This window comes from Halobacterium zhouii, from assembly GCF_021249405.1.
In the GTDB taxonomy this organism is placed as follows: domain Archaea; phylum Halobacteriota; class Halobacteria; order Halobacteriales; family Halobacteriaceae; genus Halobacterium; species Halobacterium zhouii.
Genome location: NZ_CP089593.1, coordinates 1,325,799 through 1,350,023, shown reverse-complemented (window position 1 = coordinate 1,350,023; position 24,225 = coordinate 1,325,799). Strand labels below are relative to the sequence as shown.

12 protein-coding genes are annotated in these 24,225 nt (G+C 58.1%); 4 read left to right on the top strand and 8 right to left on the bottom strand.

Annotated features, from left to right (window positions below; genetic code table 11):
• Window positions 1-10: 10 nt before the first annotated feature.
• Both LT970_RS06870 and LT970_RS06865 read right to left on the bottom strand, forming a co-directional pair.
• Window positions 11-268: a hypothetical protein gene (locus tag LT970_RS06870; RefSeq protein ID WP_232685698.1), complete on the bottom strand. Its 258-nt coding sequence runs from the start codon at window positions 266-268 to the stop codon at window positions 11-13.
• A 162-nt stretch (window positions 269-430) separates the two neighbouring features.
• Window positions 431-3,325, bottom strand: a complete 2,895-nt coding sequence (locus tag LT970_RS06865; protein WP_232685696.1) for a DUF6884 domain-containing protein — start codon at window positions 3,323-3,325, stop codon at window positions 431-433.
• A gap of 132 nt (window positions 3,326-3,457) precedes the next feature.
• On the opposite strand from LT970_RS06865, the gene LT970_RS06860 reads away from it, so the two are divergent.
• Genes LT970_RS06860 through queC form a run of 4 tightly spaced genes read left to right on the top strand, consistent with a single transcriptional unit; the run spans window position 3,458 to window position 5,989 of the window.
• Window positions 3,458-3,910: a 6-pyruvoyl trahydropterin synthase family protein gene (locus tag LT970_RS06860; RefSeq protein WP_232685695.1), complete on the top strand. Its 453-nt coding sequence runs from the start codon at window positions 3,458-3,460 to the stop codon at window positions 3,908-3,910.
• 4 nt (window positions 3,911-3,914) lie between these two features.
• A complete protein-coding gene (locus LT970_RS06855; protein WP_232685694.1) occupies window positions 3,915-4,688 on the top strand; it encodes a 7-carboxy-7-deazaguanine synthase QueE in 774 nt (257 codons plus the stop codon).
• Between the two features lie 3 nt (window positions 4,689-4,691).
• Window positions 4,692-5,291, top strand: coding sequence for a GTP cyclohydrolase I (gene folE / locus LT970_RS06850; protein ID WP_232685693.1), 600 nt, complete (start codon window positions 4,692-4,694; stop codon window positions 5,289-5,291).
• Entirely contained in the window at window positions 5,288-5,989 is a 702-nt protein-coding gene (gene queC, locus LT970_RS06845; RefSeq protein ID WP_232685692.1) for a 7-cyano-7-deazaguanine synthase QueC, read from the top strand. The genes folE and queC overlap by 4 nt, the downstream gene beginning before the upstream one ends.
• 286 nt (window positions 5,990-6,275) lie before the next feature.
• On the opposite strand, the gene LT970_RS06840 is transcribed toward queC, so the two are convergent.
• The 6 genes from LT970_RS06840 to LT970_RS06815 are packed head-to-tail and all read right to left on the bottom strand — an operon-like array spanning window position 6,276 to window position 24,225.
• Window positions 6,276-8,270 carry a phospholipase D-like domain-containing protein gene (locus LT970_RS06840; RefSeq protein ID WP_232685691.1) on the bottom strand — a complete coding sequence of 665 codons (1,995 nt, stop codon included), beginning with the start codon at window positions 8,268-8,270 and terminating at the stop codon, window positions 6,276-6,278.
• A complete protein-coding gene (locus LT970_RS06835; protein WP_232685690.1) occupies window positions 8,242-13,701 on the bottom strand; it encodes a DEAD/DEAH box helicase in 5,460 nt (1,819 codons plus the stop codon). The genes LT970_RS06840 and LT970_RS06835 overlap by 29 nt, the downstream gene beginning before the upstream one ends.
• Window positions 13,698-19,187 (bottom strand): DEAD/DEAH box helicase, encoded by a 5,490-nt coding sequence (locus LT970_RS06830; protein ID WP_232685689.1) that lies wholly within the window; start codon window positions 19,185-19,187, stop codon window positions 13,698-13,700. Before LT970_RS06830 ends, LT970_RS06835 begins: the two co-directional genes overlap by 4 nt.
• 39 nt (window positions 19,188-19,226) lie before the next feature.
• A complete protein-coding gene (locus LT970_RS06825; RefSeq protein WP_232685688.1) occupies window positions 19,227-19,982 on the bottom strand; it encodes a hypothetical protein in 756 nt (251 codons plus the stop codon).
• A 2-nt stretch (window positions 19,983-19,984) separates the two neighbouring features.
• Window positions 19,985-23,365, bottom strand: coding sequence for a hypothetical protein (locus LT970_RS06820; RefSeq protein ID WP_232685687.1), 3,381 nt, complete (start codon window positions 23,363-23,365; stop codon window positions 19,985-19,987).
• Entirely contained in the window at window positions 23,362-24,225 is an 864-nt protein-coding gene (locus LT970_RS06815; protein ID WP_232685686.1) for a hypothetical protein, read from the bottom strand. The genes LT970_RS06820 and LT970_RS06815 overlap by 4 nt, the downstream gene beginning before the upstream one ends.

Genomic DNA, 24,225 nt, shown 5'->3' with positions numbered 1-24,225 from the left:
CTGAGCGGAATTAGTGGCCAGACTCCTCTCTCTGTTGTTTCACACTCCACATGTACATCTCGTCTTTCATCTCCTCAGAGGTTTCACCGAACAGTTTCCCGAGACGCCATCCGAGATTGTGCCACGAAAGTTCACTATGAGCATTTTCGCCGTATTCTTCGCCGTTGTTGGCCTTTCGCCACCCTTCTTTGAAGACATCAAGCCGCTGGTCGTCAGGGTCGGGGAAAACACGCTTGTCCGCCTCGTAGGTCAGGGCTTCGTTGACCATACCTCTCGTTGATGTGGTTGAGAATCAAATAGGTTCGTGTCAATCTCGACGAGACATTCGCATACTTACCTAGTGACTGCTTCATCGACGAGGATGTCGAAGGAGAACGCCATTCTCGATCAAGCCGAAACCGAACTCAGCGGTATGTAAGAGTAGCAGCGCTCAGTATTCCTCGAATGTCGGTTGCTCGGCATCGACACGCCGACAGAGTTCCTCGACCGTCTCCGGACGGAGTACCTCGACATCCTCGACGTATTTCGCGAAATTCTTCATGTAGAGACCTTTGAGTCCGATGGCAATCGTGCCATGTCGCTCCGCGTCGTCGGTACTTGCAGAGACCGACTCGATATTGTCGAACTGATCCTCAACGAGTTCACGGTTGAACACGACTCCAATACGGTCAGACCGCACCTCCTGCACCATCTCGTCGATATCGATGCTGGTGTAGTAGTCCTTGCCGAGTGTGAAGAAGACGACGTCGTAATCGCTCTCTTCAAGGACGCGCTGGAGGTCTTCGCGAATGTGGAGTTTCGCGGAGCGCTCACGAATCTCGCCGACCTTCATCGAACTAAACGTCACCTCGTAGGGCGGGAGGTAGTCGTCCTCGGCGACGAGACCAAAGCCAGCGCTGATGAAGTAGCGCTCAACATCGTGGCCGTTCGACCGAAGACGGCGGACGGCGTCACGAACGTAATTCTGTTGGCGGCCGGTGTAGAGGTCGTGTGCCGCGATTCCAGGGACGTTATCGCGGGCGAGAAGATCCTCACACGAGAACTGGAGTGTTTCGTCAGCATCAAAGACGGGGACGCCGTCCGGAGCGTCCTTCGAACCCGAACACTGGTCGATGACGAGGATATCTAGGTTGTCGGTCTTGATCTCGGGTGGTTGCGGGAGGAAGTCTTCGCCGACAGCGTAGTTCTCACCACACGTTTCCAGCACCTGCTGTCGGAGCTCGGCCGGATCACTATAGGACGTAACTGTGCAGTCATTCTCACGTGCCGCCTCGGCGATCTCCTCGTCCAGAGTCCCATTCTCCGTCTGAACGAAGAGATGCTGATAGCGTGCGGCTTGTTCGGCGACGTTCGCGGCCATGCGGTCAGGGGCAAACGACACCATCGCGGGTGCGTCTTCCCACCATTCGTTTACGCCGTTCGCGTCGAGGACACCGAGTTCAGAGACGGGGAGATCGTGGGTGTGCGACCAGAAGCGCGAGTGTTTGTCGCGGAGGTAGTCTTCGACGGTATCATAGCCGCCGAGGCTTGCCGTTCCCTTCGCAGCGACGAGAATTTTCGGAAGATCGCCTTCAAACTCGTCATAGAACTGGCGTGTGTTGTGGAAGCCACGACGCCGATTCCGGTCGTTCCCCCGGAAGATACAGACCTCAATGCCGTGTTCGTGGCAGATTGGACAGTTGCACTTCTCCCAGGGACGTTCACGCAGGGTCTCTTGATACTCCTCAAGAAGGTCGTCGTCGTTGACCCAGGTTGCGTATTCGCGGACGATCGCCCAGATGCGGTCGTAGTCACTCACTACGTCCGCGTTTTCGAGCGCCGATGCAGCTCGTGAGAACTGCCCGAAGACCTCAGCGGCCGTGTCCAAGAGGTCGTCATACTCCTCAAAGGGAAGGGGATCGTCAGGATCGTCCTCACGAAGGAGTTTGACGAGATTGCCACGCAGTTTGTCACTGAAACTCGCCTGCAGCTCACGACCGAACTCGAAGTCCTTACGGAATGCTGCCTCCACCTCTTCGAGGAGACGGTGGTCGAACTGCTCGTCGTGGCGGTGCTCGCGGAGGTAGCGTTCCGCCGCGGGGAGGATGTCCGCAGCGCGATCGTACCACCCTTCGAGTGCATCGCTGATCGAATTGCCAGCGTCGTAGGCACGGAGGGATATGAGTGTCTCGCGCCCGCGGAGAGAGGTTTCGATCGCCGTCTCGAGATCGTCACGACTTGACGGATAGCGAACGCGAATCGCGTCGTAGCGTTCGTTGTGGTCGAGACGGTAGTTCTGTCCGCCTGTCCACGCTGAACGGAGCATGCTCGCACTGTCGAAACTCGTCATTCCCGATCGGCCGACCGTCTCGAAGCCATCAGTCTTCGCGAACCCGAAGACGTGTGAGTCGATACGCGTGTTGTGCTTACGTTCGAACGCCTTCACGGTCTTCCCGACCGCCTTCACGATGGTTCGGACATCGTGAATCGGACTGCCGGCGACGCCGCCGATTCCGAGGTAATCGTAGCCGATGTCGAGGACGTCTTCGGCGGCCGCCGCATAGGAGTCGGGATTCCAGCCCTGAATTGCGACCATCAGGCGGAACGGATAGTCCCGCTGTTGGTAGATGTCGTACATCTCCTGGGCATTCCGTAGTGTGAGTTCGTAGCGGAACTTCGCGTCGTCCTCCCGATAGACTGCGCGTGGGTCCTGTGCGAGACGTGCGAGTACGCTATCGATGTCGCCCTGGAAGTCCTCGATGGTAAACGGTTCGACGTCGACGTCTGACTCCGTCCGGATTGTGGGTTCGTATTCGTCGACGTAGTCAGGCCATTCCTCAGGCCACTCGTCGGTCATTACGTCAACGACATTTTCGATGGCGTCCGGGATGTCGCTCTTGTTCAGTTCACCTTCAAAAGCGCATTCATCGAGGTAGAGACGCCCTTCTTCCTTTCCGGAGCCGAGGACGAGATGGTCGATGGTGACACCGACCGTGACGTCGAGGGTCTCGTAGAACTCAAGCATCCCTTCGTTGCCGTATGGAGGGAAGGGGAGGGATTTGTACCCCCATGCGCCACAGTCGCTAATCGTCGGAAGCCAGTTCGGGATAGAGAGCACGGGGTCGTCGTAGACGCCGTACTCCGCGAGGCGCTCCGCCTTCCGGTCGGTCTCTTCGACCTGCTCGCGGGAGATGAGTACACCGTCTATCGGCGTTGTCTCGGGCTCGAAGATATCCCAGATGTAGTTCAGGTCGCGCTCCTGGCGGTCGAGCGTAGAGAGCTCGTCGTGCTCGAAGTCGTAGTGAGCGTCGACCGCGTCGTCCCACTCAGGAACGTAGAATCTCACAGATTCGGTTCACCGTTCTATCGTTCGCTCACGTTCCCATATGCATATCGTCTTCGACCCGGATATGATATCTAATTGCTACTCCAGTAGTCTACCGATAATATTTTGGGTGCCCTCTGGGAATATGTGGGTATGTCTCTCGAACAGCAACCCGTGTCATCACTCGCTGACGCAGGGAAACGTACACTCCACATCGGCGACGACCGACCAATCCGCATCAGCACCGGTCACCGCCTTCTTCACCACGAGGGCAAGTGCAGTCGTCCCCATGGGCATAACTACGAGATTTCTGTCGAGATAACCGGTACACTCTCCGAGGACGGGTGGGTCGTCGACAAGGGTGATGTCACGGATATTATCGACGAATGGGATCATCGCTTCCTCCTCGAGGAGGGTGACCCGCTCGTTGAGGTGTTCGAAGCTAGTGGCGACAGTGATGGAATTGTCGTCCTCGAACATCCGCCGACGGCCGAAGTGATGGCCGTTCTCCTCGAGGAACGTCTCTTTGAAGAACTTCCCGACCGTATCTCTGAGGTCTCTGTCTCCGTCCGTGAAACGGCTGAGCTCTGCGCTGGGGGGCGCTGAATCAATGCCCGTCAACCCGACCGCCGAAACCGACACGGAGACCGAGACAGACGGCGAGACGCTACCGATCAACGAACTCTTCTACTCATTACAAGGAGAGGGAACGCTCGCCGGTGTGCCGAGCGTCTTCGTTCGCACGAGCGGGTGTAACCTCCGATGTTGGTTCTGTGACTCCTACCACACATCGTGGGAACCCACGCATGGACAGTTGAGTCTAAACGATGTCGTCGCGGAAGTCGAGTCTCACGAAAAGGCTGAGCACGTCGTCCTCACTGGCGGAGAGCCACTCATCCACGAGCAATCCGTTACGCTCCTCGAACGCCTCGACGAATTGGGCTACCACACTACCGTCGAGACGAACGGGACGGTCTATCGCGACGCGCCGATCGACCTCGCGAGCATCAGCCCGAAACTCAACTCTAGCACCCCTACTCCCGAGAAGGATCCAAGCGGGGACGGTGAATGGGCCGAGCATCACGAGAAACAGCGAATCGACATTGATGCACTCACTAGATTGGTCGATACTTACGACTCACAGTTGAAGTTCGTCGTCACTGGATCCGACGACCTCCCCGAAATCGAAAAGTTACTCGCACAAATTCGAGACGAGGCGTCGACGACCGTTGAAGATTCGGACGTCCTCCTGATGCCCGAGGGCGTGACGCGCGAGCAACTCGACGACTCGCGGAACACAGTCGCGGAACTCGCCATGGAACACGGCTATCGCTACACACCGCGCCTCCACGTCGACCTCTGGAACGACGCCCCGGGTACGTAATCTATGACACAACACTCACAGCTTACACAACCAGAAGACGGTATCGACCGGGAGAAGGTGCAGCGTGCGACGCGCCTCTTCCTCGAAGCGCTCGGTGAAGATCCTGATCGGCCCGGACTCGCTGACACGTGGGAGCGCCGTGTCCCTGATGCGTTCGCGACGCTCACTAACGGCACTCGAGAGAGCGAGAAGCCGACGATGCGGACGTTCGACGCCGAAGGTGATGACCTCGTCGTGAAAACGGGCATTCCTTTTCACTCACTCTGTGAGCACCATCTCCTCCCCTTCCACGGGACGGCCCACGTCGCGTATCGACCCAGCGAGGACGTCGTTGGCCTTTCGAAACTTATCCGTTACGTCCGCTGGCAGTCCCGTCAATTCACCATGCAGGAACGTCTCACTAACGACATCGCATTCGGCCTCGCCAAAGAGCTGGACGCACCACTCGTCCTCGTCGAAATGAATGCCACTCACCTCTGCGAAGCCATGCGTGGCATCGAAACGAAGAGCACGACTACGACTCGGACGACCATCGGTGAACCCACCGACATCGAACGCGAGCAGTTCCAAGGCGCGATTGCTCGCGCGGAGGACCAACAATGAGCGACGAGGACCGCGCAGTTGTCCTCGCGTCTGGAGGGATGGACTCCGCGACGGCCGCCGCAGTCGCCAAAGAGCGTGGCTACGAGCTTTACATGCTCCACACTTCCTACGGCCAACGTACCGAGGAGAAGGAGTACGAGTGTGCAACGTCGCAAGCTGACTACTTCGACGCTGCAGACTTCTTGCACCTGACGACCGACCACCTCTCGAAGATCGGGGGTTCCTCGCTCACGGACGAAGAGATGGAGGTCGAAGAGGCCGACCTCGAGTCGGAGGAGATTCCAACTTCCTACGTGCCGTTTCGGAACGCGAACCTCATCGCGATGGCCACCTCCTATGCGGAGGCGAACGACTGCGATGCAGTCTTCATAGGCGCTCACTCAGAGGACTTCTCCGGCTATCCTGACTGCCGACCTGAATTCTTCGAGGCCTTCCAGACCGTCGTCAATGTCGGCACGAAAGACGATACCCAGATCTGTGTTGAGGCACCCTTCACCGAGTGGTCCAAGACCGACATCGCCGAGCGGGGGACCGAACTCGACGTTCCTTATGACCTCACCTGGAGTTGCTACCGCGACGAAGAACCAGCGTGTGGGACGTGCGACGCCTGTGCCTTCCGCCTACAGGCCTTTCAGAACATCGGCGCCCGTGACCCTATCGAGTACGCGGAGCGGCCTGACTACACAGAGGCAGAGTAGATTCGCCGAAATCACTCCAGAGCTTACACCTACTCGGTGGGTGGTTGGGTGACTACGTTGGATTTGTAGGCGAGGGATTTCGTAGAATAGGTCTCATCGGTTTCGTGGTGAGGTGGTCGTTGTGAGTACTGGTCGCGACAGAACCAGCCGAAAAGCGGGTGGTCAGAGGCACAACCTGACGCCCGCCCATCATAGACCACCCGATCCACTCTTAAATCGCCCCCGTGAGCGATTCAACCGACTCGAAATAACGTCGGCGTGGCGCCTCAATTGAAGCCTGGTGAAATCACGTGTAATAGGAGGGATAGAAGGAGCGCCGCGGGATTTCTTGGAGGCTGGTGAGGTCAACTTCGTCGGCCTCGGATAGTTCCCAGACGTGGTCGAAGAAGTCGATTGCGGCCGCAACGAAGTTGGAGTTCTCGGTGTAGACGCCACATTCGGGGTTCCAGTTGTAGCTGTTCTCCATAAAGTTCGCCGAGCCGAGGAGTGCGGCGCCCTCCGTCGGATTCCCGATCGTCTGGAGCTTTGCATGAATGCCGAACTCAGAGAGGTCAGTTTCGTCCGTCTCGCTAGTGATTCGCTGATACTCCTTGTATCGGGAGTATGTCCTGATGGTGACGTTCTCGCGGTTCTCCTCGAGATCGCCGAGGAGGTTGTCTCGGAGGCGCTCCCACTCCCAGCGTTGTTTCGTATGCCGCGTGAGGAGACGGAGTTCGTAGCCATCCCGGAGGAGGCTGCGAAGTTGGGAAGTGTACTCGGAGAAGGTGTCGTCGTCGTACGGCGTCATAATACGGACGACGCGTTCGTCGAGCTCACGCTCTTGGCCGCGCGTGAAGAGGCGGTCGGTTATCTCCGTGAATCGGCGCAGGTCGTCGTCCCGCTGGTCCTTCCAGCGCTTCAAGCGCGCGCGTTCACGCCGTAGCGCAGGTTGGTCGTCGACGTACTTCTCTGTGCGTTCCTTGCCGAGAGCGTCTGGGTCAGGGAGCGTGTAGACGAAATACGTCGGGGCGACGACGTCGTCGTCGATGCCCTTGGCGATAGATTCGATGACGTCTGCTCGTGTATGTGGGGTTTCTGAGACCGTGATGTCGGTTAGCGCGTCACGCCACGTGAGACGCGTGTGGAGGGCTTCGAACAGGTCATTGCGGAAGGAGTCATAGCGATCTGTACCCTGTGGGGCGGCAGGGACGGCGTCGAACGTAAGGAGGAGATCGTTCCGAAGCGAGCAGTCGACTCCGGAGAGATTGGAGATAGCCTGGAAGAGGGGATACAGTTCGAGATTAAGGGAATCAGTGAGTGAGGAGACGGCGACCGAGTGGAGAGAAGGATGAGCGCGAATCGTGGCGACGAGATCGAGTATTGTGGTGACGGACTCGCTGGATAGATCGCCTGGGAGTGCGGCTGTGACAATGTCGGCATCGATGGTCGCGTCTTCGCGTGTTACTGTACGGGAATTGGGGTCGAGAGCCGCCTCGAAGGTATTAGCGTCCTCCACAACGGCGGTTCGGGTGTCGTTGATCGCGTTGGCGAGTTCAGCAGTCGGTGTTCGGACTGGAGAGTTGCGTTCGGTGGTGGCGAGGGCGTCGAGTGGGGTAGTCTGGGTGACGTTTGTCGGCGTGACGGTAGTGTCGGTGTAAGCAGTTGCGACGCAAGCGATGAGATGGGGGTCGTCGAGTGCAGTGAGTGCGGTGACGAGCGAAATCGGTACAGTCGGGTGTGTCGCGTTCTGTTCGAGTCGATCGAACGTCTGCGTGATCGTTTCGTGGTCGAGGATGACACCTTCTGGGTAGAGGTCGACGAAAGCGAGCGAGGAGAGGAGTGGCGCGATGAGGGCCTCGTCTTCTGGGTCACGAACGAGCGTGTCGAGTTCACTTCGCGGAAGGCGATCGGTGTCGATTGCGGCGAATTCCCGGAGGAGTTGCTGGGCACGCGACAGATGACGAGCGGCGACGAGACGAATAGCGTCGCCGGGTTGTTCGGCCGCGAGGACGAGTCGACCTCGGTCAGTCAACTCGTGGTCAGTAGTGACGAGTCCGAGCTCAGCCAAGAGGAAGTGGTGTGCATCGGCGACAGTTTCAGGAGCACGTTCGTCGTTCGTCTGGAGAACTGTGGCTGTATGGTGTGGATTGAGCGCGTGCGAGAGTCCAGTGTCAGTCGCGACGGCGCAGACGGCGAGGTAGAGACTCTCTGCAGTGACACCCCAGAGTGTTTCCGGGGAGCGTGTCCGCAAGTCGTTAATCGCGTCGGGGAGGCTATTCGTCATTGCCTGCCTCGATATCACGCTGAGTGAGTGTCAACCCGGAGTCGATGAGATCCATGAAGTCATCTTTCGCGATCGTCTCGGGGTCGTTCTGGTTCTCACAGCCGTACTGGTATATACAGAACGGACAGCCATTATCGCAGTCACATTCGAACGCCTCCTCGATAAGTTCGATTGCGGTGTCGAATTTCTCCCGTGTATCACCGGATCCCATGGTGAGAAGGACGGTGACGCCACTGCCACCGGTCTCGTTGTCGAAGACGTAGGTACCATCTTCGCCGAGTGATTCCGGGACGGCGCGCACTCCGACACCACCGATGTACTGGAGTGCCATGCGGACGCCGTGGGAGAAGGCGTGCTCAATGTCTTCGTCGTCGAACTGGATACGGACAGCCTTCGTGTCGAACTCGGTTGCGAGGCGGACAACATCGGTGTCCTCAGTCGAGTGTTCCGGATGCCGCATACAGTAGGCAGTCTCGTCGTTACGTGCGATAACACCGTCACAGTTTTCCTTACCACAGAGCTCAAAGACGTTCGGTAGCGGGTCAGATCCTCCGCCAACGTAGTGAGCGTGGAACTGGTGGACAGAAGACGTGATTGTGACGTCGCCGTAGTCAAATCGCCCCACTGGATCTCCGTCCTCGGTCGTAATCGTGAACGCTTTCGCTAGATCAGGGTCGAATCCTGTAACGTTTGTTTCAGTGGGCGCGTAGGTGTCCTGGATTTCCGAGTCCGACTGGTACAAGCGAGTTGGGAGGAGGGGATCGCCGTTCGGGAGTTGCCCGAGTACGAGATCTGACTTGTACGCGGTGACGCGTTCCGGAACGATGGTTTTCAGGCGCTTGAGATCGGCGCCGCACTCCTTACATGGACTTTCGCCGAGGTCGTACTCGGCGCCGCACGTAGGACAGATTGCAGCACTACCGTCCAGTTGCGAGGTCTGATACGAGTGGGCACGCACGCCGGTAACGATGTAGCGCTGGTTGTCCGAGTGAAGGTAGGCCGCACCAGGGTGGAGTTCGGAAAGCGCGGTTCGAACCGGCCGGGACTGCAGGTCGTCAGTCACAGACTCGAAATCCTCACCGATGAGTTCGTATTCGACCGTGTCGTCGACGGAACGAAGACTGAACGGCGTGGTGCTGTGTTCCTCGAGGAACGTCCCGTAGTCCATCCGTGCCAGGCGATCCAAGTACTGGTTCAGGTTTGCACTTCGACTCTGTAGTCGATCACGCTTATCACGCTGTTCCACACGATCGTCTGTGTCCTGGCGACGACGGTTCCGCCGACCGCGCGACTCCAAATTGAGTTCGTTGAGTTGCGTCTGAACCTCGTCCAGTTCGTCTAGGATGTCATCCTCAAAGTCGAAGTAGCCCTCGACGAACTCGTCGACGAACGCCGTCATCGCCTCCTCGATCACGTCCTCGTGTGCATCAGCCGTGGAGACAACGCGACCGTCGCACTCCGACCGACTACACGGGCCCTCGTAGCCGGCGCTGTGCTTCCGCCCACAATCGCGGCAGTAACTGAACCCAAGAATGTCCTCAAGCCACGCGCGAACGTCGGGTTGATGCTCTTCGTACGCCGTCTTGAGCCTCTGTAGTGGGGCCTCATCGTCAACAAACTGGATTGCCTCGTTCTCGCTCGCGAGAAGCGCGGTGAACGTCACGATGTCGTTCGGTCGCGGTTCGCTGCGTGGGACGAGGTCTTCCTCACAGTAGAGTTCGTCAACGATGTCACTGCTCTCGCGACGCCACGGAACCCAGTATTCGGCAGCGAAGTAGTCGAGGATCGCCCACGTCAGCGAGATACGGAGTACCTCCTCGTTCGTCTCGTTGAGCGGAACGGGCTGTGGTTCGGCCTGGATAAGTTCGTTTGGCTGTTCGTAGTAGTAGTAGTCAATCGGATTGCGCTGGCTGATCGAATGGACGAGTGACGAACCAGACTGGCGGCCAGCGCGACCGATCCGCTGAAGGTACGAATTCGTGTTCGGTGGGGTGCCGTAGAGGAGAAGCGCGTCAAGGTCGCCGATGTCCATCCCGACCTCCATTGCCGGCCCCGAAGAGAGGAAGTTGGGGTAGCGTCCCTCCCGAAACTGATACTCGATGCGGCGGCGTTCGTCTTTCTCCGTGAGCCCGAAGTAGGCACGGGAAACCAACATCAGAGGGTCGGAGTAGTTCACGCGGTACGCCGTGAGGTCGAAGTGCGGATGGGTGAACTCACTTCGGGCCTCGTAGTCGGCACCAAACGTGACCGACTCAAGCTCTGCATCGAGGTCGATGCACGACTCATCGAACGTCGAATAGAATGTGTCCGTCGCGGGGACGTACGTAATCGGCGTATCTACGTCGACGGTCGTGCAATGCACGCAGTTTTCGTCGAAGCCGACAAGATACCCGGAATCGGTCTCGATGCGACGGAGGATACCCTGTTCGATGAGTGACTCGACGTGTCGGCCTGCGTCCTCGATCTCGTCGATGAGTGAATCGACGTACTGCTTGCTCTGCTCGTTCAGTCCCTCGAGAATGGCTCGTTCACCCGACGGGAGACTGCTCCAGTCGACATCGAGTGTGACGTCAAGCAAGCCGTCGGAGGGGAGGTGGTCGCGGCTCCGCCAGCGGTTGTTGTAGCGTCCCTGGAGGACTCGCGCTGCGACCTCCTCTTCGAGGAAGTCACTGACGGACTGCCGATAACCCGTCATGGCTTCTAGTAGTCCGCCATCACCCTCGGTGAGCATCTGCTCGTACTCCGTGGCGCGCTCAATTACCGTGGACTGGAGGTCTGCGAGCGACACCCAGTCTTCGTCTGCTTCCGTGAGCGTGTCGACGACGAACTGGGTTACGAAGAGCGTCCGCTCGGGTTCGGTGAAGTTCCGATTGAGTTCCTTCATGTCCGACTGGCTGTCGGCGAAGGAGAGCATCTTGGCTTCACGGAACGACTCCGGATCGTCGACGTCCGCAATCTCGCGGAGGAAGTATTGGGCGGTTGTGACGGCGGTGTTACCAGGCCCGCGAATCATCGACTCGTAGCGCGAGGACTTCCGATAAGTCTTCCGCGGATCGTAGCAGGGTACAGCTCCGTGGAACGACGAAGGCTTGCGGATCTGCCCGAGCTCGTCGACGAGTTTGTACTCGCGGAAGCCACGAACGGTCGGGGAAATCGCTGGGTCATCGCAGCGACACTCAGCACCCGGAAGGAGGTCGGTATCGCAGTTCGAACAGTGATCAATCGCGTTGATGTCGAGGAGGCCCGTTCGGGCGAACCGCCGCTTCCCGCAGTCGCAAGTGTTCGGTGGCTCCCCGAAGTAGACCGCGTCACAGTCGGGGTCGCTACACGACCAGCCGAGGTAGCGCTTCGGGCGCAGCGTTCCACCACAACTACATCGATGGCCGGCCTCCTGTTCGTGAGTGTCCCCGCAGTCCTCACAGTAGAGGACAGAGTCGTCGCTGAGTGGTTCGAGATCGGACGAGTGGCAGTTCTCACAGACGACCTCCACCCCGGCCTCCAGAGTTACGTCACAGTCTGGGTTCCGGCAGACGAGTTCGTCCTGGTCATCGCTGAGAACCATGACGGTGTCGCAGTCTGGACAGTGGGTGATCCGATTGATCTTCTGTCGGTCACCACACCCCGAGCACTCGTAGTAGGGGCGCCAAACCGCCCGAATCGTCTCTGTTCCACAGCTGCACGTGTGGTCTTGGAAGTACTCAAAGCGTCCCTCACCGGACGTGACGTTGAGTGGGGCGAGTTGCTCGCAGTCCGGACAGAACCACGACTCGAGCGCCTCCTCACCACAATGGTTGCAGTACGCAAGTTTGGTGACAAAGTGATGGCCACACTGCGAGCACTCGGACTGCGGCGTATCGTAGACCGCTGCACAGTTCACGCAGGTGTAGTAGCCGTCGAGTGGCCAACTGAACAGATGGGCGCGACTCTCGAGAACACCAGAGAGTTGACCAAGCGTGACGAAATTATCAACGAGTCGAGTAGCCTGCTCGTCGGTGAGATCGTACATCTCCACGAGCGTCTCGTGGAGATCGGCCGGCCGCTGAGCCTCCTCGTGAAGCGTTGTGTAGAGCGCGCGAATGATGTCGAGGTCGTCATCAGTTTCGTTAAGAAGGGTGTCATAAAGCCGGTTACCGGCGACTCGCCGCCGTTCGCTAGCATCGGCATCAGTAGGCAGGCTTCCGAGGACATCCGCGACAAGCGATTCGGCAGGCGTCCACTCCGGGGACGTATCGGTGAGTCGGTCCAGGTCGACGGTGTGTTCGGCGAGTGGGTTCGGGAGAGCGTCTGGGAGGGGACGCTCAAGCGTTCGCGGGTTTTCCTCGACGACAGTGATGTCAGCATCCGTGAAGGGGTTGATACGCTGGAAAATCGCGCGCTTGTTCTCGACGGTCGCGCTAGCGCCGACGAGTCGGAGGTCGTCGTCCGCGTCGTCGTCGAGTCCGAGCAGTGAGCACCGGGAGCGGAGATAGCGACGCATCAACGTCGCGGTGAATGACCCGAAGAGCTCGGAGTATTCGTGGATCTCGTCGAAGACGACGTATTTCGGCTGCGTGACGAACACTGCCTGTTCGTCCTGTTCATTGACGTTGAATAACCGATAGTTGACGGTGTCTGGATTCGTAAGGAGGATATCGACTTCCGCGTCAACAATCTCCTCACGAGTGAGTTCGATGAAGTCGAGGTCGACGTCCATCTCATTCGGGGAGTCGTGCGTGACGCAATAGCCGTCCTCAGTTCGTTCAACCGTCAACGAGTCCGAGCAGTTGCTGCAAGGACACTCGAAGTACTCGAACGAAGTGTTGAGATACGAGTAAGCGTCCGGATCGTTGTGTGGGGTATCGCCATCGAAGATACCGACCGTGATCTGGTCAGTGCCAGTTCGGGTCTCGTTGAGCGTTGAGAGGTATTCGATGAGGCGCTTCAGTTGATCCTGTGCGAGTGCTTTCGTGGGATAGGTGAGAACGCACTTGACACTCTGCGGGTCAGCGTCGTGATAGCCGGCTTTCGCCTCACAAATGTATTGGAGAATCGGGATGAGCCAACTCTCTGTTTTCCCGCGGCCCGTCCCAGCCGTGACGAGCGTGTGATTATCGGCAAGCATCGAGTCCACGGTGTCCTCTTGGAACGCGTAGAGTCGCTCGAAGCCGGCCTCAGAGAACGTGCGAACGATATCATCATGGAGGCCGTCGGGCGCGTCGTCGGCGATCGACTGGCGGTTCGTGGCAAACTCCGACCACGAGGTGTCGCTTTGTCGTGGCAAATCGAGCGCTTGGAGGAATGGACCGTGCGTCCGCATGAACTCAGGCAATCGCTCGTGGAGCGTCTGCTCTGTCCCACCCTCGTAGCGCGAGATGATGTCCTTCAGGGTCGCAGTGTTCTGGCTGGCGACGTAGTGGTCGCCGTATGCGCGTTTCAACTGTTCAGCGTGCTTGAGTGTGTCGTGGCTCATGGGTCAGTGGATTGAGGGTTGGTGGTGGATGTCTTGGTCGGCATGATTGTCGGCAGTCCAGGTTCGAAATAGTCGAGAACGGTGTCGCGTGCGAACGACCGTGGCTGGTTGTGTTCGTCGCAACCGTACTGGTAGAGACACATCGGACAGCCGTCTTCGCAGTCGCAGACGAAATGGTCGTGGATCAGTTCCATGGCGTGCTGGAAGTTCTGGAAGTCGCCTGCGTCGCGCTCAACGAGCAGTTTGGCGATGTTTGCACCGCCTTCCTGGGCGTCGAGCAAGTCGACGTGGTCGTCGGCCGTCGTCTCGTTGATCTCTCTGATGTTTACTCCGCCAAGCGACTGGAGCGCGACACGGAGCCCGTGGACGAACGTGTGTGACGCCTCGGCGTCGTCGAGTGAAACACGGACGCCGCTCGTCTCGTAGGAATAGCCGAGTCGGACGTACTCGGAGTCGGCACCCCGGCGGTTCGGACTGTGTTCAGAGTCGGCGGAGCACTGCGCGTGTCCGTCGTCGTCACGATAGACGACACCGGGACAGTTCTCCTCTCCGCAGACCTCGAACGGGGTCGGACGCGGATCGGTCTCCCCGTTCTTGTACTTCGCTTGGTAGCTCCTAGTGTGCGTGAGCACCGTGTAGTCACCGTACTCGAGTGTTCCGACCGGTGTCCCGTCGCCATCACAGACGCGGAACGACTCAACGGGATTGAACTCCAGAACGGACGTCTCACGCTCAGCGTAGGTGTTCTGGACTTCCTCTCCAGGTTTCTGATAGAGTTCTCGCGCCGGATCACCCCCCTTACTCATGCGGAGATCGTCACGGTGGGATTCGACGCTATCCATCGCGACGAGGCGCCGACGTTTGAGCGGGGCGTCGTGGTCACAGGAGCATTCGGACGCGGAGAGGGGATGCGACGTATGGCACGCACTACAGACCTTCTCTTCGGCGAGTTGGTCGGTGTCGGTATCGGCGTCCACAACTTGCTCACGGAGCGTCGACGACTCGAAGTCGTCTGTCCGGAGGTGGCTAACGACGTACGTCTCTCCGTCGTCAAGATATGCGGCTGCAGGGTGGAGTTCCTGAATGGCCATGCGGACGCTCCGTCCGCCATAGTTACCGCCGACCTCGCGGCGATCGTACTCGCCGTCTTGCTCAGTGACCAACGTCAAACCGACGTTGTTCGAGACGTTCCGCATATTGAATGCGAACTTGCTGGTACGAGCGTTCTGGAGGAAATCGGAGTACGACTGTCGCTCGAGCGTATCGAGATGGTCCTGAAGTGCGCTGATCCGTTCTGCCACTGCGTTCTCACGACGGCGAAGACGCGTCGACTCGTCTCGCCCAGCGTGTCGCTTCTCCCGGCGAAGGTCAGTCCGCTCCTGACTCAACGCCTGCTGTTCTTCGACGAGGCGATCACGGTACGTCCGATACTGATTCAGGTAGCGGTCTTGGAAGGACGCTACCGCCTCGTCGACGAGGTCACCGAACTCTTCCTGTGCGTCGAGAACCTGGCCGTCGCACTCCTCGACGCGACACGTGTCAATCGTGGCCGAGCGGTCGTATTTTGCGCTACAGTCGGTGCAGTACTGGTACGCGAGCAGGGAACACAAGTACTCACGTATCTGCTGTTCGTTGTCGCTGACGATCGTCCCGAGAGCGGCGAGTTTCGAGACATCGGTGTCAAGGCCGAGCTTCGATACGGGGAGCGTCATCAGATGGGTTAGTTTCCCGTAGTCGGAATCGTCCGTGTCGCCGCTGCGACGTTTGAAGTCATCGCCACCAGAGACAGTTGCGTTCGCCCCCCATCCTTCAATCTCCCAGGGGACGACGAAGTTCGCCGCGATGTAGTCGAAGACGGCCCACGAGAGGGAGACACGAAGGACCTCCTCGTTATGCTCGTTGAGCGGAACGGGCTTCGGATCCGCGCTGATGAGATCCGTCGGCTCCTCGTAATAGTAGTAGTCGATCGGGTTGCGCTGGCTGACACTGTGGACGAGCGAGGAGTGTGAACTTCGGCCGGCGCGGCCGACACGCTGGAGGTACGCGTTCATGTTCGGCGGCACCCCATACAGCAGAAGTGCGTCGAGGTCACCGATGTCGACACCAAGTTCCATCGTCGGCCCCGAGGAGAGGAAGTGTGGATAGTTCCCCTCGCGGAAGAGGTACTCAAGTTCACGGCGCTCGCGTTTGTCCGTCATCCCCAAGTAGACTTTTGCGATGAGGATACGCGCTCGTGAGTACTCTGCACGGTACGCTCGTTGATGGAATTGTGGATGGTTCGGATTGGCGCGTTCTGCGAGTGTGGTCTCGAATGGAACCGCGTCACGCGAGCGGAGTCCGACTTGGCCAAGCCACGACGGCGAGAATTTCGCCGACTCGGGGATGTACTTGATACCGTCACCATCACCGGCGAGCGTCAGTTCTAACGCTGCCGGATTCAGCGAGAGATAGTCCTCACTCTCATCGTCAAGGACGCCACGCTCGATCAGCGACCCGACGACCGAGGCACGAGGCTGGTCGTCGATGCGTTCCGCGATCGAGTCAACGGGACAACCGTTCCCGTGATCGATGACGCTACGTAGCAGGTCACGCTCGGCATCAGGAAGATCTGCCAGGACTGTCGGATCGATTCGAACGTCGACGATGCCGTCCGAAGCGAGTGAACCGCCGCGCTCTCGAAACCGCTGCGTGTAGCTGTGGGGGATCGCCCGTCGACGGAGACGATTCCGAATCGCGTCTTCGGTGTCCATGAACCGGCGGGCGCGGTCAACGAGGTGGTCTTTCAGGTCGAATGCGACATCCTGGAGGTTGCGTGGCGGGCTAAGTTCATTGTGGAGTGCGTCGATACACGCCAGTGATTCTGTGAGGATATCGTCGAGGGCTGGCCACAGGTCGTCAGTAGTGCGGATTGCCTCGATGAGTGCTTGGTCGAGGAGTGACTCGACCTCCGGTTCGTTGAAGTCGCGGCCGAGTTCCTTCATGTCGCGATGGGAGTCGGCGAACGACAGCATTTTCGCCGACGAGTAGTCTTCGTCATCAGCGACTTCACGGAGCATATACTGCGAGGTCGTGACGGCGATATTGTTGGGGCTGCGGACCAGTTCGTCGTAGCGCTGTCCGATTCGATAGCTGAGTCGCTGGTGGCGGCAGGGAATGGCCGACGTATTGCCTCGAACCGGAACGACACGGCCGGTTGCGGTGATTGTCTGATAGGACTGGTAGGCGTCCGCCTGCTGCTGTATCTCTGGGTCGTCACACGTACAGGATGACCCTGGAAGGACGGCCGTATCGCACTCGGTACAGTGGTCGTTCTCGAAGACCTCGAAGAGTCCCTGTTTGACGAACGTCTCTGCGCTACATTGGCACTCTGTCGGCGGCGTTGGAGAGTAGTACTGGTGTGTGCAGTTGTCGTGCGTACACACCCAGGGGATAAGGCGGGTGTTCACGACTGAGTGGCCACACGTGCATCGACGCGGTGTGTCTGCAGCGTCGTACGTCTGCCCACAGGATGGGCATTCAACGGCCCCGTCACTCCGTTGGAGCACGCGTTGTTTTGCACCGCAGTCTGGACAGCCCGCGTCTGCGGGTGTCGTTCGAGAGCACTGGGGGTTTGTGCACGTCCATTCGTCGACGGCAGTGCGTGTCATCGCCGCCCCGCACGTGCAGGTTTTGATGACGCTGCGTTCCTCGGTGGAGCCACAGGACTGACACTCTAGTCGGGGTGTGAACGTCACCCGGAGCAGACGGACCTTCTTGTCGCGTGCAGCCTGACACCGCCCGCAGTACTGCTCATCTCGTGATGCGAAACTCCCCTCTTCGGACGGTGCGTAGGATTCGAGTTGATCGCATTCGGGGCAGTACCACGCCACGAGCGCTTCCTCAGCACACCGGCGGCAGTACGTCGCGCGGGTGACGAATCCAGAGTCACATTCCGAGCACGTATCCTGTGGAGAGCGATAGACGGCCGCACATTGCGCGCAGGTGTAGAATCCATCGAGTGGCCACGAGAAGAGGTGACTGCGGTTCTCTAGTAAGCCCGAGTACTCCCCGAGTGTCCGAAAGTTCTCAAGGGCGGTCTCCGCCTGGTCGCCTGTGAGCGAGTACTCCGACTGGAGGCTGTTGAGGAACGCCTCGCGCGTCCGGGGTTCCTCAGCGAGTTCTTGATGGAGAAGCTGTACAGCGTGTACGACGGAGTTATTCGATGTCGTGGTGAGGTGCTCGAAGAGTGCGTCACCGAGCAGTTCGTCGAGGCTTTCGTTGTCGACCGCACTTGGGTCGTCTATGGACGGTTCGAATGAGTCGAGTGCAGTCGGGAACGGTCTCTCGCCGCGGACTGCGCGACGTAATTGTGCGGCAGTGATCGATTCCTCGTAGAGGGCTGCTGGCAACTCATCAAGTGGTGGTGGGTCGAGTGTGCGTGGGTTCTCGTCGACGTGCGCAACGTCCGCTGCACCGCTGATTCGGCGGAACAGTTCGACGTCGTTCTCGACGGTAGCGCTGCTCGCGATCACCTGCGGGGAGTCGACACCGCGTGCCTCCCGTAGTGCACGAATGCGCTTCGTGAGTGCCGCTGTATAACTCCCAAAGAGGCCGTCGTAGGTGTGGACCTCGTCGAAGACGAAGAACTGTGGCTCGTAGACGAATGCGTCGTGTTCGTCGCTCGCGTTCGTGTTGATGAGTTTGAGATTGATTGTGTCCGGGTTCGTGAGGAGGATATCGACGCCCTCTTCGAGGATTTCGTTCTTCGTTAACCGGAGGAAGTCTAAAGGCACGTCGTCGACGCACTGCTTTTTCTCGGGTTCGAGTTCGTAGCGCTGGCCATTGTTCCGAACGTGAACACTCTTCCCGCAGTTCTGGCACTTCTCGAGTGCGTCGTTGTAACCCGGACACTCGAAGTACTTGAACGTCGCATTCAGGTAGCCCTCCGCACGCGATGACATATTACTCGGTGTGTCACCGTCGTAGATTCCGACCGTGATGCGATCGTTCGTCGGGAGCTCCGAGTTGATCCGGTAGAGGTACTGGATCAGGCGCTTCAACTGGTCTTGTGCGAGCGCCTTCGTCGGATACGTGAGGACTGCTTTGACGTCGTCGGGGTCGCTCTCAGCGGCCTTCCCTTGATTTGCTTTGAGAATGTAGTCGAGAATCGGGATTAGCCATGCTTCGGTCTTCCCCCGACCAGTTGCGGCCGTAATAACCGTGTCCTGTCCGTCTAAGATCGTCTCGATACTCCTCTCCTGAAAGTCGTAGAGTCGTCGGAACCCGATATCCTCGAACGCAAGTCGGACAAGGGGATGGAGACCGGCATGCTTGCTGAACGAGAGCCACGACTCTGTGCTCCAGTTCGCGACGTCAAGCGCCTGCAGATACGGACCGCGGAAGCCGATGACGGAATCCTCGCCGTTATCGGTAGCTTCGAAGCGGTGCGCGACGTTCCGCGCCGCTCGTCCACCAGCACCGATGAAGTGATTCCGGTAGGCTTCCATCGCTGCTTCCGCGCGTCTAGCAGGATTTTCCATCGGTGCTTAGAGGCTCACCTTGATTGTAGAGCGGAGTTCAGGAACGTCTAACATCTCATTTACGCTGGCGTCGTCAAGGTCGTCGAGATCAACTTCGCCCTCGCGACTGAGTTTCTTCAGGTCCTCAATCGTCTGCTGGCTGAGGCCGTGGCGTTGACGGAACCCTTCCCAGTCCGTATCGAGGTTGTCGAAGGCCTTCTCAAGCCCCTGCCATTGTGACTTCAGATGAGAGACCGAGTCTCTCGGATTGAGGATGGAGTTGAGGAACGAACGGTACTGGCTAATTGTCTTCATAGCCTCTGGTTCCTCGCCGACGATTTTCTGGATACTCTCCGCAGTGTCGGCGTCAGCCAGTTTCTCCCGCTGAATTTCCTTTAGCTGGTCGCCAATGATGCGCTGTGCACTCTTCACTTCCTCCCGCGCATCCCGAACTTCGTCGACGTGAGCCGACAGCGAATGACTCTTGTCGTCAATTCTGTCAAGGATATCGTCCTGTGTTACACTGGAAATGGATTGCACCTTGTCGCGTGCAGCCACTGCTTCCGATGGGAGAGACTGTTCGAATACCTGGGTGAGGATACCCGCTTGGCGTTCAAAATCGTCGAGTGACTGTTTGAGTTTGCGAAGAGTCCGGTTCAGTTCCTTCAAGTCCTCCTCGGTTTGGCCGACTCGCTCCTCGGTGTTTGTTCGTGTGTCGAACTCCTCAGCCTTCTGTTCAAGGCTATCGAGTTTCGACTTGAGTGACGTGGTTTGTATCGGCATGGTTAGTTCCCCCCGAGTGTGGTTTCAAGTTCATTCCGTCGTTGTTCGTACGTCTCGAATTCTGAAAGTTTCCTAACGCGTTCACGGAAGCCGGCGTCTTCAGGGAGCACAACGTCATCCGCTTCCTCCATCATCTCCGCAATCGCTTCGTAGACATCCCACGCCGGTTCTGCCGACTGACTCTCCTTATAGTCGTGAATTATTGCGATGAGTTCGTACCTCTCTTTTTTGGAGATGTCCTCGAACGTTCGCATCCGCTGGCGGAATCGCGCCAAGTCAACATCCTCGTTACTCGCCACCGCTTTGCGGGCTTCTCTCCACGACTTGTACTTACTTGCGTCTAATTGGTCAAGGATGTCGTGGAGTCGATCGAGTATGTCGTGGAGGTCTTCTTGGTCTTGGTCTGGCCTGTAGTATGTCGTGACCGTTTCAATGGTTTCGGTGACGTGAGCGGCGTTCTGCTCGGCCGAGATGTTGTCAAGTGCTGTCGCATATTTTTTCACGCGATCGAACAAGTCGTCGACGCCGTAGCCTGTCGAACGAGTTGTGCTGATTTGGTAGGCACTGGGGAGATCCGCAGTGTCGATTTGCATGGCCTGTAGTAGATAGCGGTCCAGGTTCTCCGAGACGCTCTCAATCGCCTTTGAGAGACGTTGATGGTCGACGACGTTTGATTTGAGAAGGAACAGTCCCTGCGCGAGGTTATACGGCGCCTTTCGGGACTTGAAAAGGCCCTTTGTAGCGTCCTGTAGATCAGATGGTTGCTTGTGGTGGAGACCAGGAACGTAGACATCGTCGTCATTTTGCTGAGGCGGTTCCTCAAACATCATGTCAGCCTCAACCTTACGCCGTCCAGTCGTCGCGTTGAGGATGAGGAACTGCGCGAGCACGGTGAATTCCTCGAGCGTCATCGGGTCGATGCACCCCTCTATGTCGGCGCGCATCTCGGCCCGAAAATCCGCAACCTGCTTGTCGGTCCACGCACGGAGCAAGTCATAGTTGAGGTCATACTTGTCCTCCTGAGGGAACTCGCCGGACTCACTGATGCCGTACCAGAACAGCGGTTCGTAGATATCGTCGTATTCGACGCCGAAGTCGAGATTGAAGCTCAGACCCTTGCGCTCGTCAGGGCCCACAATGGAGACAGGGACATCGGAACTTCGTGTGTAGTAGATACCATGGACCCCATCATTTCGTGCGTTTAAATTCCCGAGGAGCGTCGGATCGTGCCACTCGTTGAGAGCACCAGCGGCCCCCTCTCGGAGGACTGTCGAACTATCGTACGTATCGCCGACCTTGATCCAGTCCCGATACTGGAGGAGGTACTCCTTAACTGTCGTCGAGTCGAGATCCGTGCCGACGGGAATATGGATATCGGGACTCTTGATATCGATCGTAGTCTCATCGGATACGTCGTCGTAGACGGCCTCGACAGTAGCCGAGTCGGAATCGGGGGCGTTGAAGTGTACCTTCCCGTTACTTCGGGTTTCCCCGAGCTCACGACCATCGACCAGAACGCGCACACTACTACGCGGCTCACCGTTCACGCGCGCTGTGACGGTGACTTCATCACTTACGGTCGGTTCCTCTGGATTGGTCGTGAGCGAAACTGTTACCTCGTCGTCTCCCCCCTCCGGATCGACGACAGTTACCGTCGTCGTATCTATCGTTCCGTCTTTCTCGGCTTGGAACGTGACATCTCCGTCTTCGTCCGGAAGTCGAACAGAGACGAGACCATCCTCGTCGGTTGTCGCAAGATCTTCGCTGTCGCGACGAATGGTGACAGCGTCTTCGCCCCGCCCGTCAAGTGTTGCCCGTAGCGTGATGTATTCGCTGGGATGGAGGTTCCCCTCACTAACACCGAGATTAAGTGTAGGGGAAGGGACGTCCGCTTGGAAGTAAGCCCAGTCGTCGTCGACATCGACGTCTGTGAGAGAAATATCGAACGTGTCCGCGATTTGGCCGCGGACGCGAAGGCGGCGATCCGTCGTTGCGCTCCCGTACCACTTGCCGAGTTGCTGGAGGCTGTCCGAGTACGAGAGATCAACTGGGGAGGGGAACGGTTCGACGTACGGGTTATCCTCGATAGCCTCGAAGGGTGGGACAGTCGAGCTGAGACACTCCCGAATGACTCGCATCAGCAAGAGGCGAGGCGTACGGCGCTTATTACCATCCTGAATAAGGTGGTTGTATGACTCTTCAATGAAGGTCTCGTTGAACGGGTATAGTCCATCGAATGCCTCGAGGACATCATCGGAGAGCGACGAGTCGCTCTCCGATTCCTCAATGATGGTCGACATGTACTTCCGGGCAAGTTTGACCGTGATGTCGTCGTCGAGGAAGTACGCCCGACCGTCTTCGTCCGTCGTACTGAGGTAGCCCTCCGCTCGATCCTCCATGTACGTACTGATTCCTTGACTGGTACCGAGCGCGCGGGAGAGGTCGTCCTTCTCCCAACCCGACGTCCAGCCAAGCACGACGTCATAGTGACCGCTGTCCAGTTGGAAGATGTGGTCAAGGAGCTGCTCCTTGAGGACCGTGAATGTCGTGAGGTCCTCGCAGATAAGCACTGGCCGGAGGCCGCGTTCCTTGTATTCCTCGGAGAGTTCTTCGAGTTTCCCCTGGAAATCTTCGACACCGAGGTTTCGGGAGAGAATCTCGTGGACCTGGCTCTGTAGTGCGGGGAAGAGCGTTTCGGCACCCTGCACTGACCCGAACGCGGCCATCGAGAGGTCCTTGTAGTCTTTTTTCGTGATGAGGTCAGACATCCGCTTTTCTCCCTCGCTCGACGCTGACTCCTGATACTGGTCGATATTTCGCTTAAGGATTGTCCGAAGATCAGGCGAGTTCGAGCGGTCCGCGGTGAGAGCCTCGATCTCGTCCTCGCTGAACTGTTCCATTCCAGCGCCGAACGCCTGAAGCGTGGTGATGATCGCATCCGCGACCTTCTCAGGGTCGAGGTCGGAGACGTTGCTCACCGTGACGTCGGTATCGATCGGCCCGGAGATGATGTCGAGAATGTCGCCAATCCCCGTCTTACTGCGGGAGACATGGAGCGCGATGTGGGTCTCATCTCCTTCCTCGGGTTCAGCGCCAATCTGGTACTCGAGCCACTGGCAAAGTTGGCTCTTCCCACTCCCTGTTTCGCCACGGAGGATGAAAATCCGGTTGTCGTCATCGATGTTAGATTTGAGGATGGAATCGCGGAACTCCTCTTGAGTGACGAACTCGTCGGCCCCCTCGTGGGGGAAGAGGTAGTCCGCTCGAATCTTGTCGATATCGATGTGCGTTTTGAGGAACTGGTCGCGTGATTTCTGGTGGGCTTCTGGTGTCAGGTAGTCGCGGACGACGCTGTCGTCCCAAAGTTTTGGCATCGAACTCATTGCGTAATCACCTGTTCGAACTGCGCGAGCGGGTACTGGTAGGCGGGCGAGTCAGGCATCGGTTCGAGGTCGTAGACGCTGACCGAACGTGAGGTCTGAGTGTGCACGGATTCAGGTAGTGTAACTTCGCTCTTTGCGTCCGACATCCCCTGGAACTCGAGAACGTCTTCGGACTCCATATTCTGAAGGACATCCGAGATTGCAGGATGCACTCGCGGTGAGCCGGTCGTCGTCTCGAAGACGTTGAAGAAGCTCTCCTCGATCCACGAGAGTGCGCTGTACAGGTCGGCCGTCTCTTTCCGTTGCTCGTGGAGTGCGAGGAGGTCATAGAGGAGGCGGCGACACGGACTTAGAATCACGCTCCGCGTTTTAGTTTCGGAGACTACTCCAAGTTGTGTACTGAGTGCTCGCCACATGCGGAGTTTCGTCTCGTTCCACGAGAAGTCGTACCCGTCGAGGCTTCCTTTCACCTGCGGAAGGAGCACATCGAGAGTGACCGACCGATTGGCGGTTTCGAGAGCGATGTTATGGATTCGGGTGAGATGATCCTTGGGCGACTGTTGCTGGCGGAGATGATGGAGAACGCGTGCTTCAAACGGAAGGTCGGGGAATACGTCTCGATTGAGCGGCGAGACCACACGGTCGTCGCCATCGCGCTCGAGGAGGTCAATCGCGTGAAGGAAATCGATGCAATCGTGAACGTTCTCCTCGTTCTCGTGAGCGAAGTCCGCGTCGATATTCTGCACCGTGCGGTCGCTGACCATCGATTCGTAGATGGTTTTTAGCTCCGCTGTACGAACGGTGTTGTAGTTGATGAGAATTCGGCCTGGTTTATTCGTTGCATACTGGTAGTCAGTCAT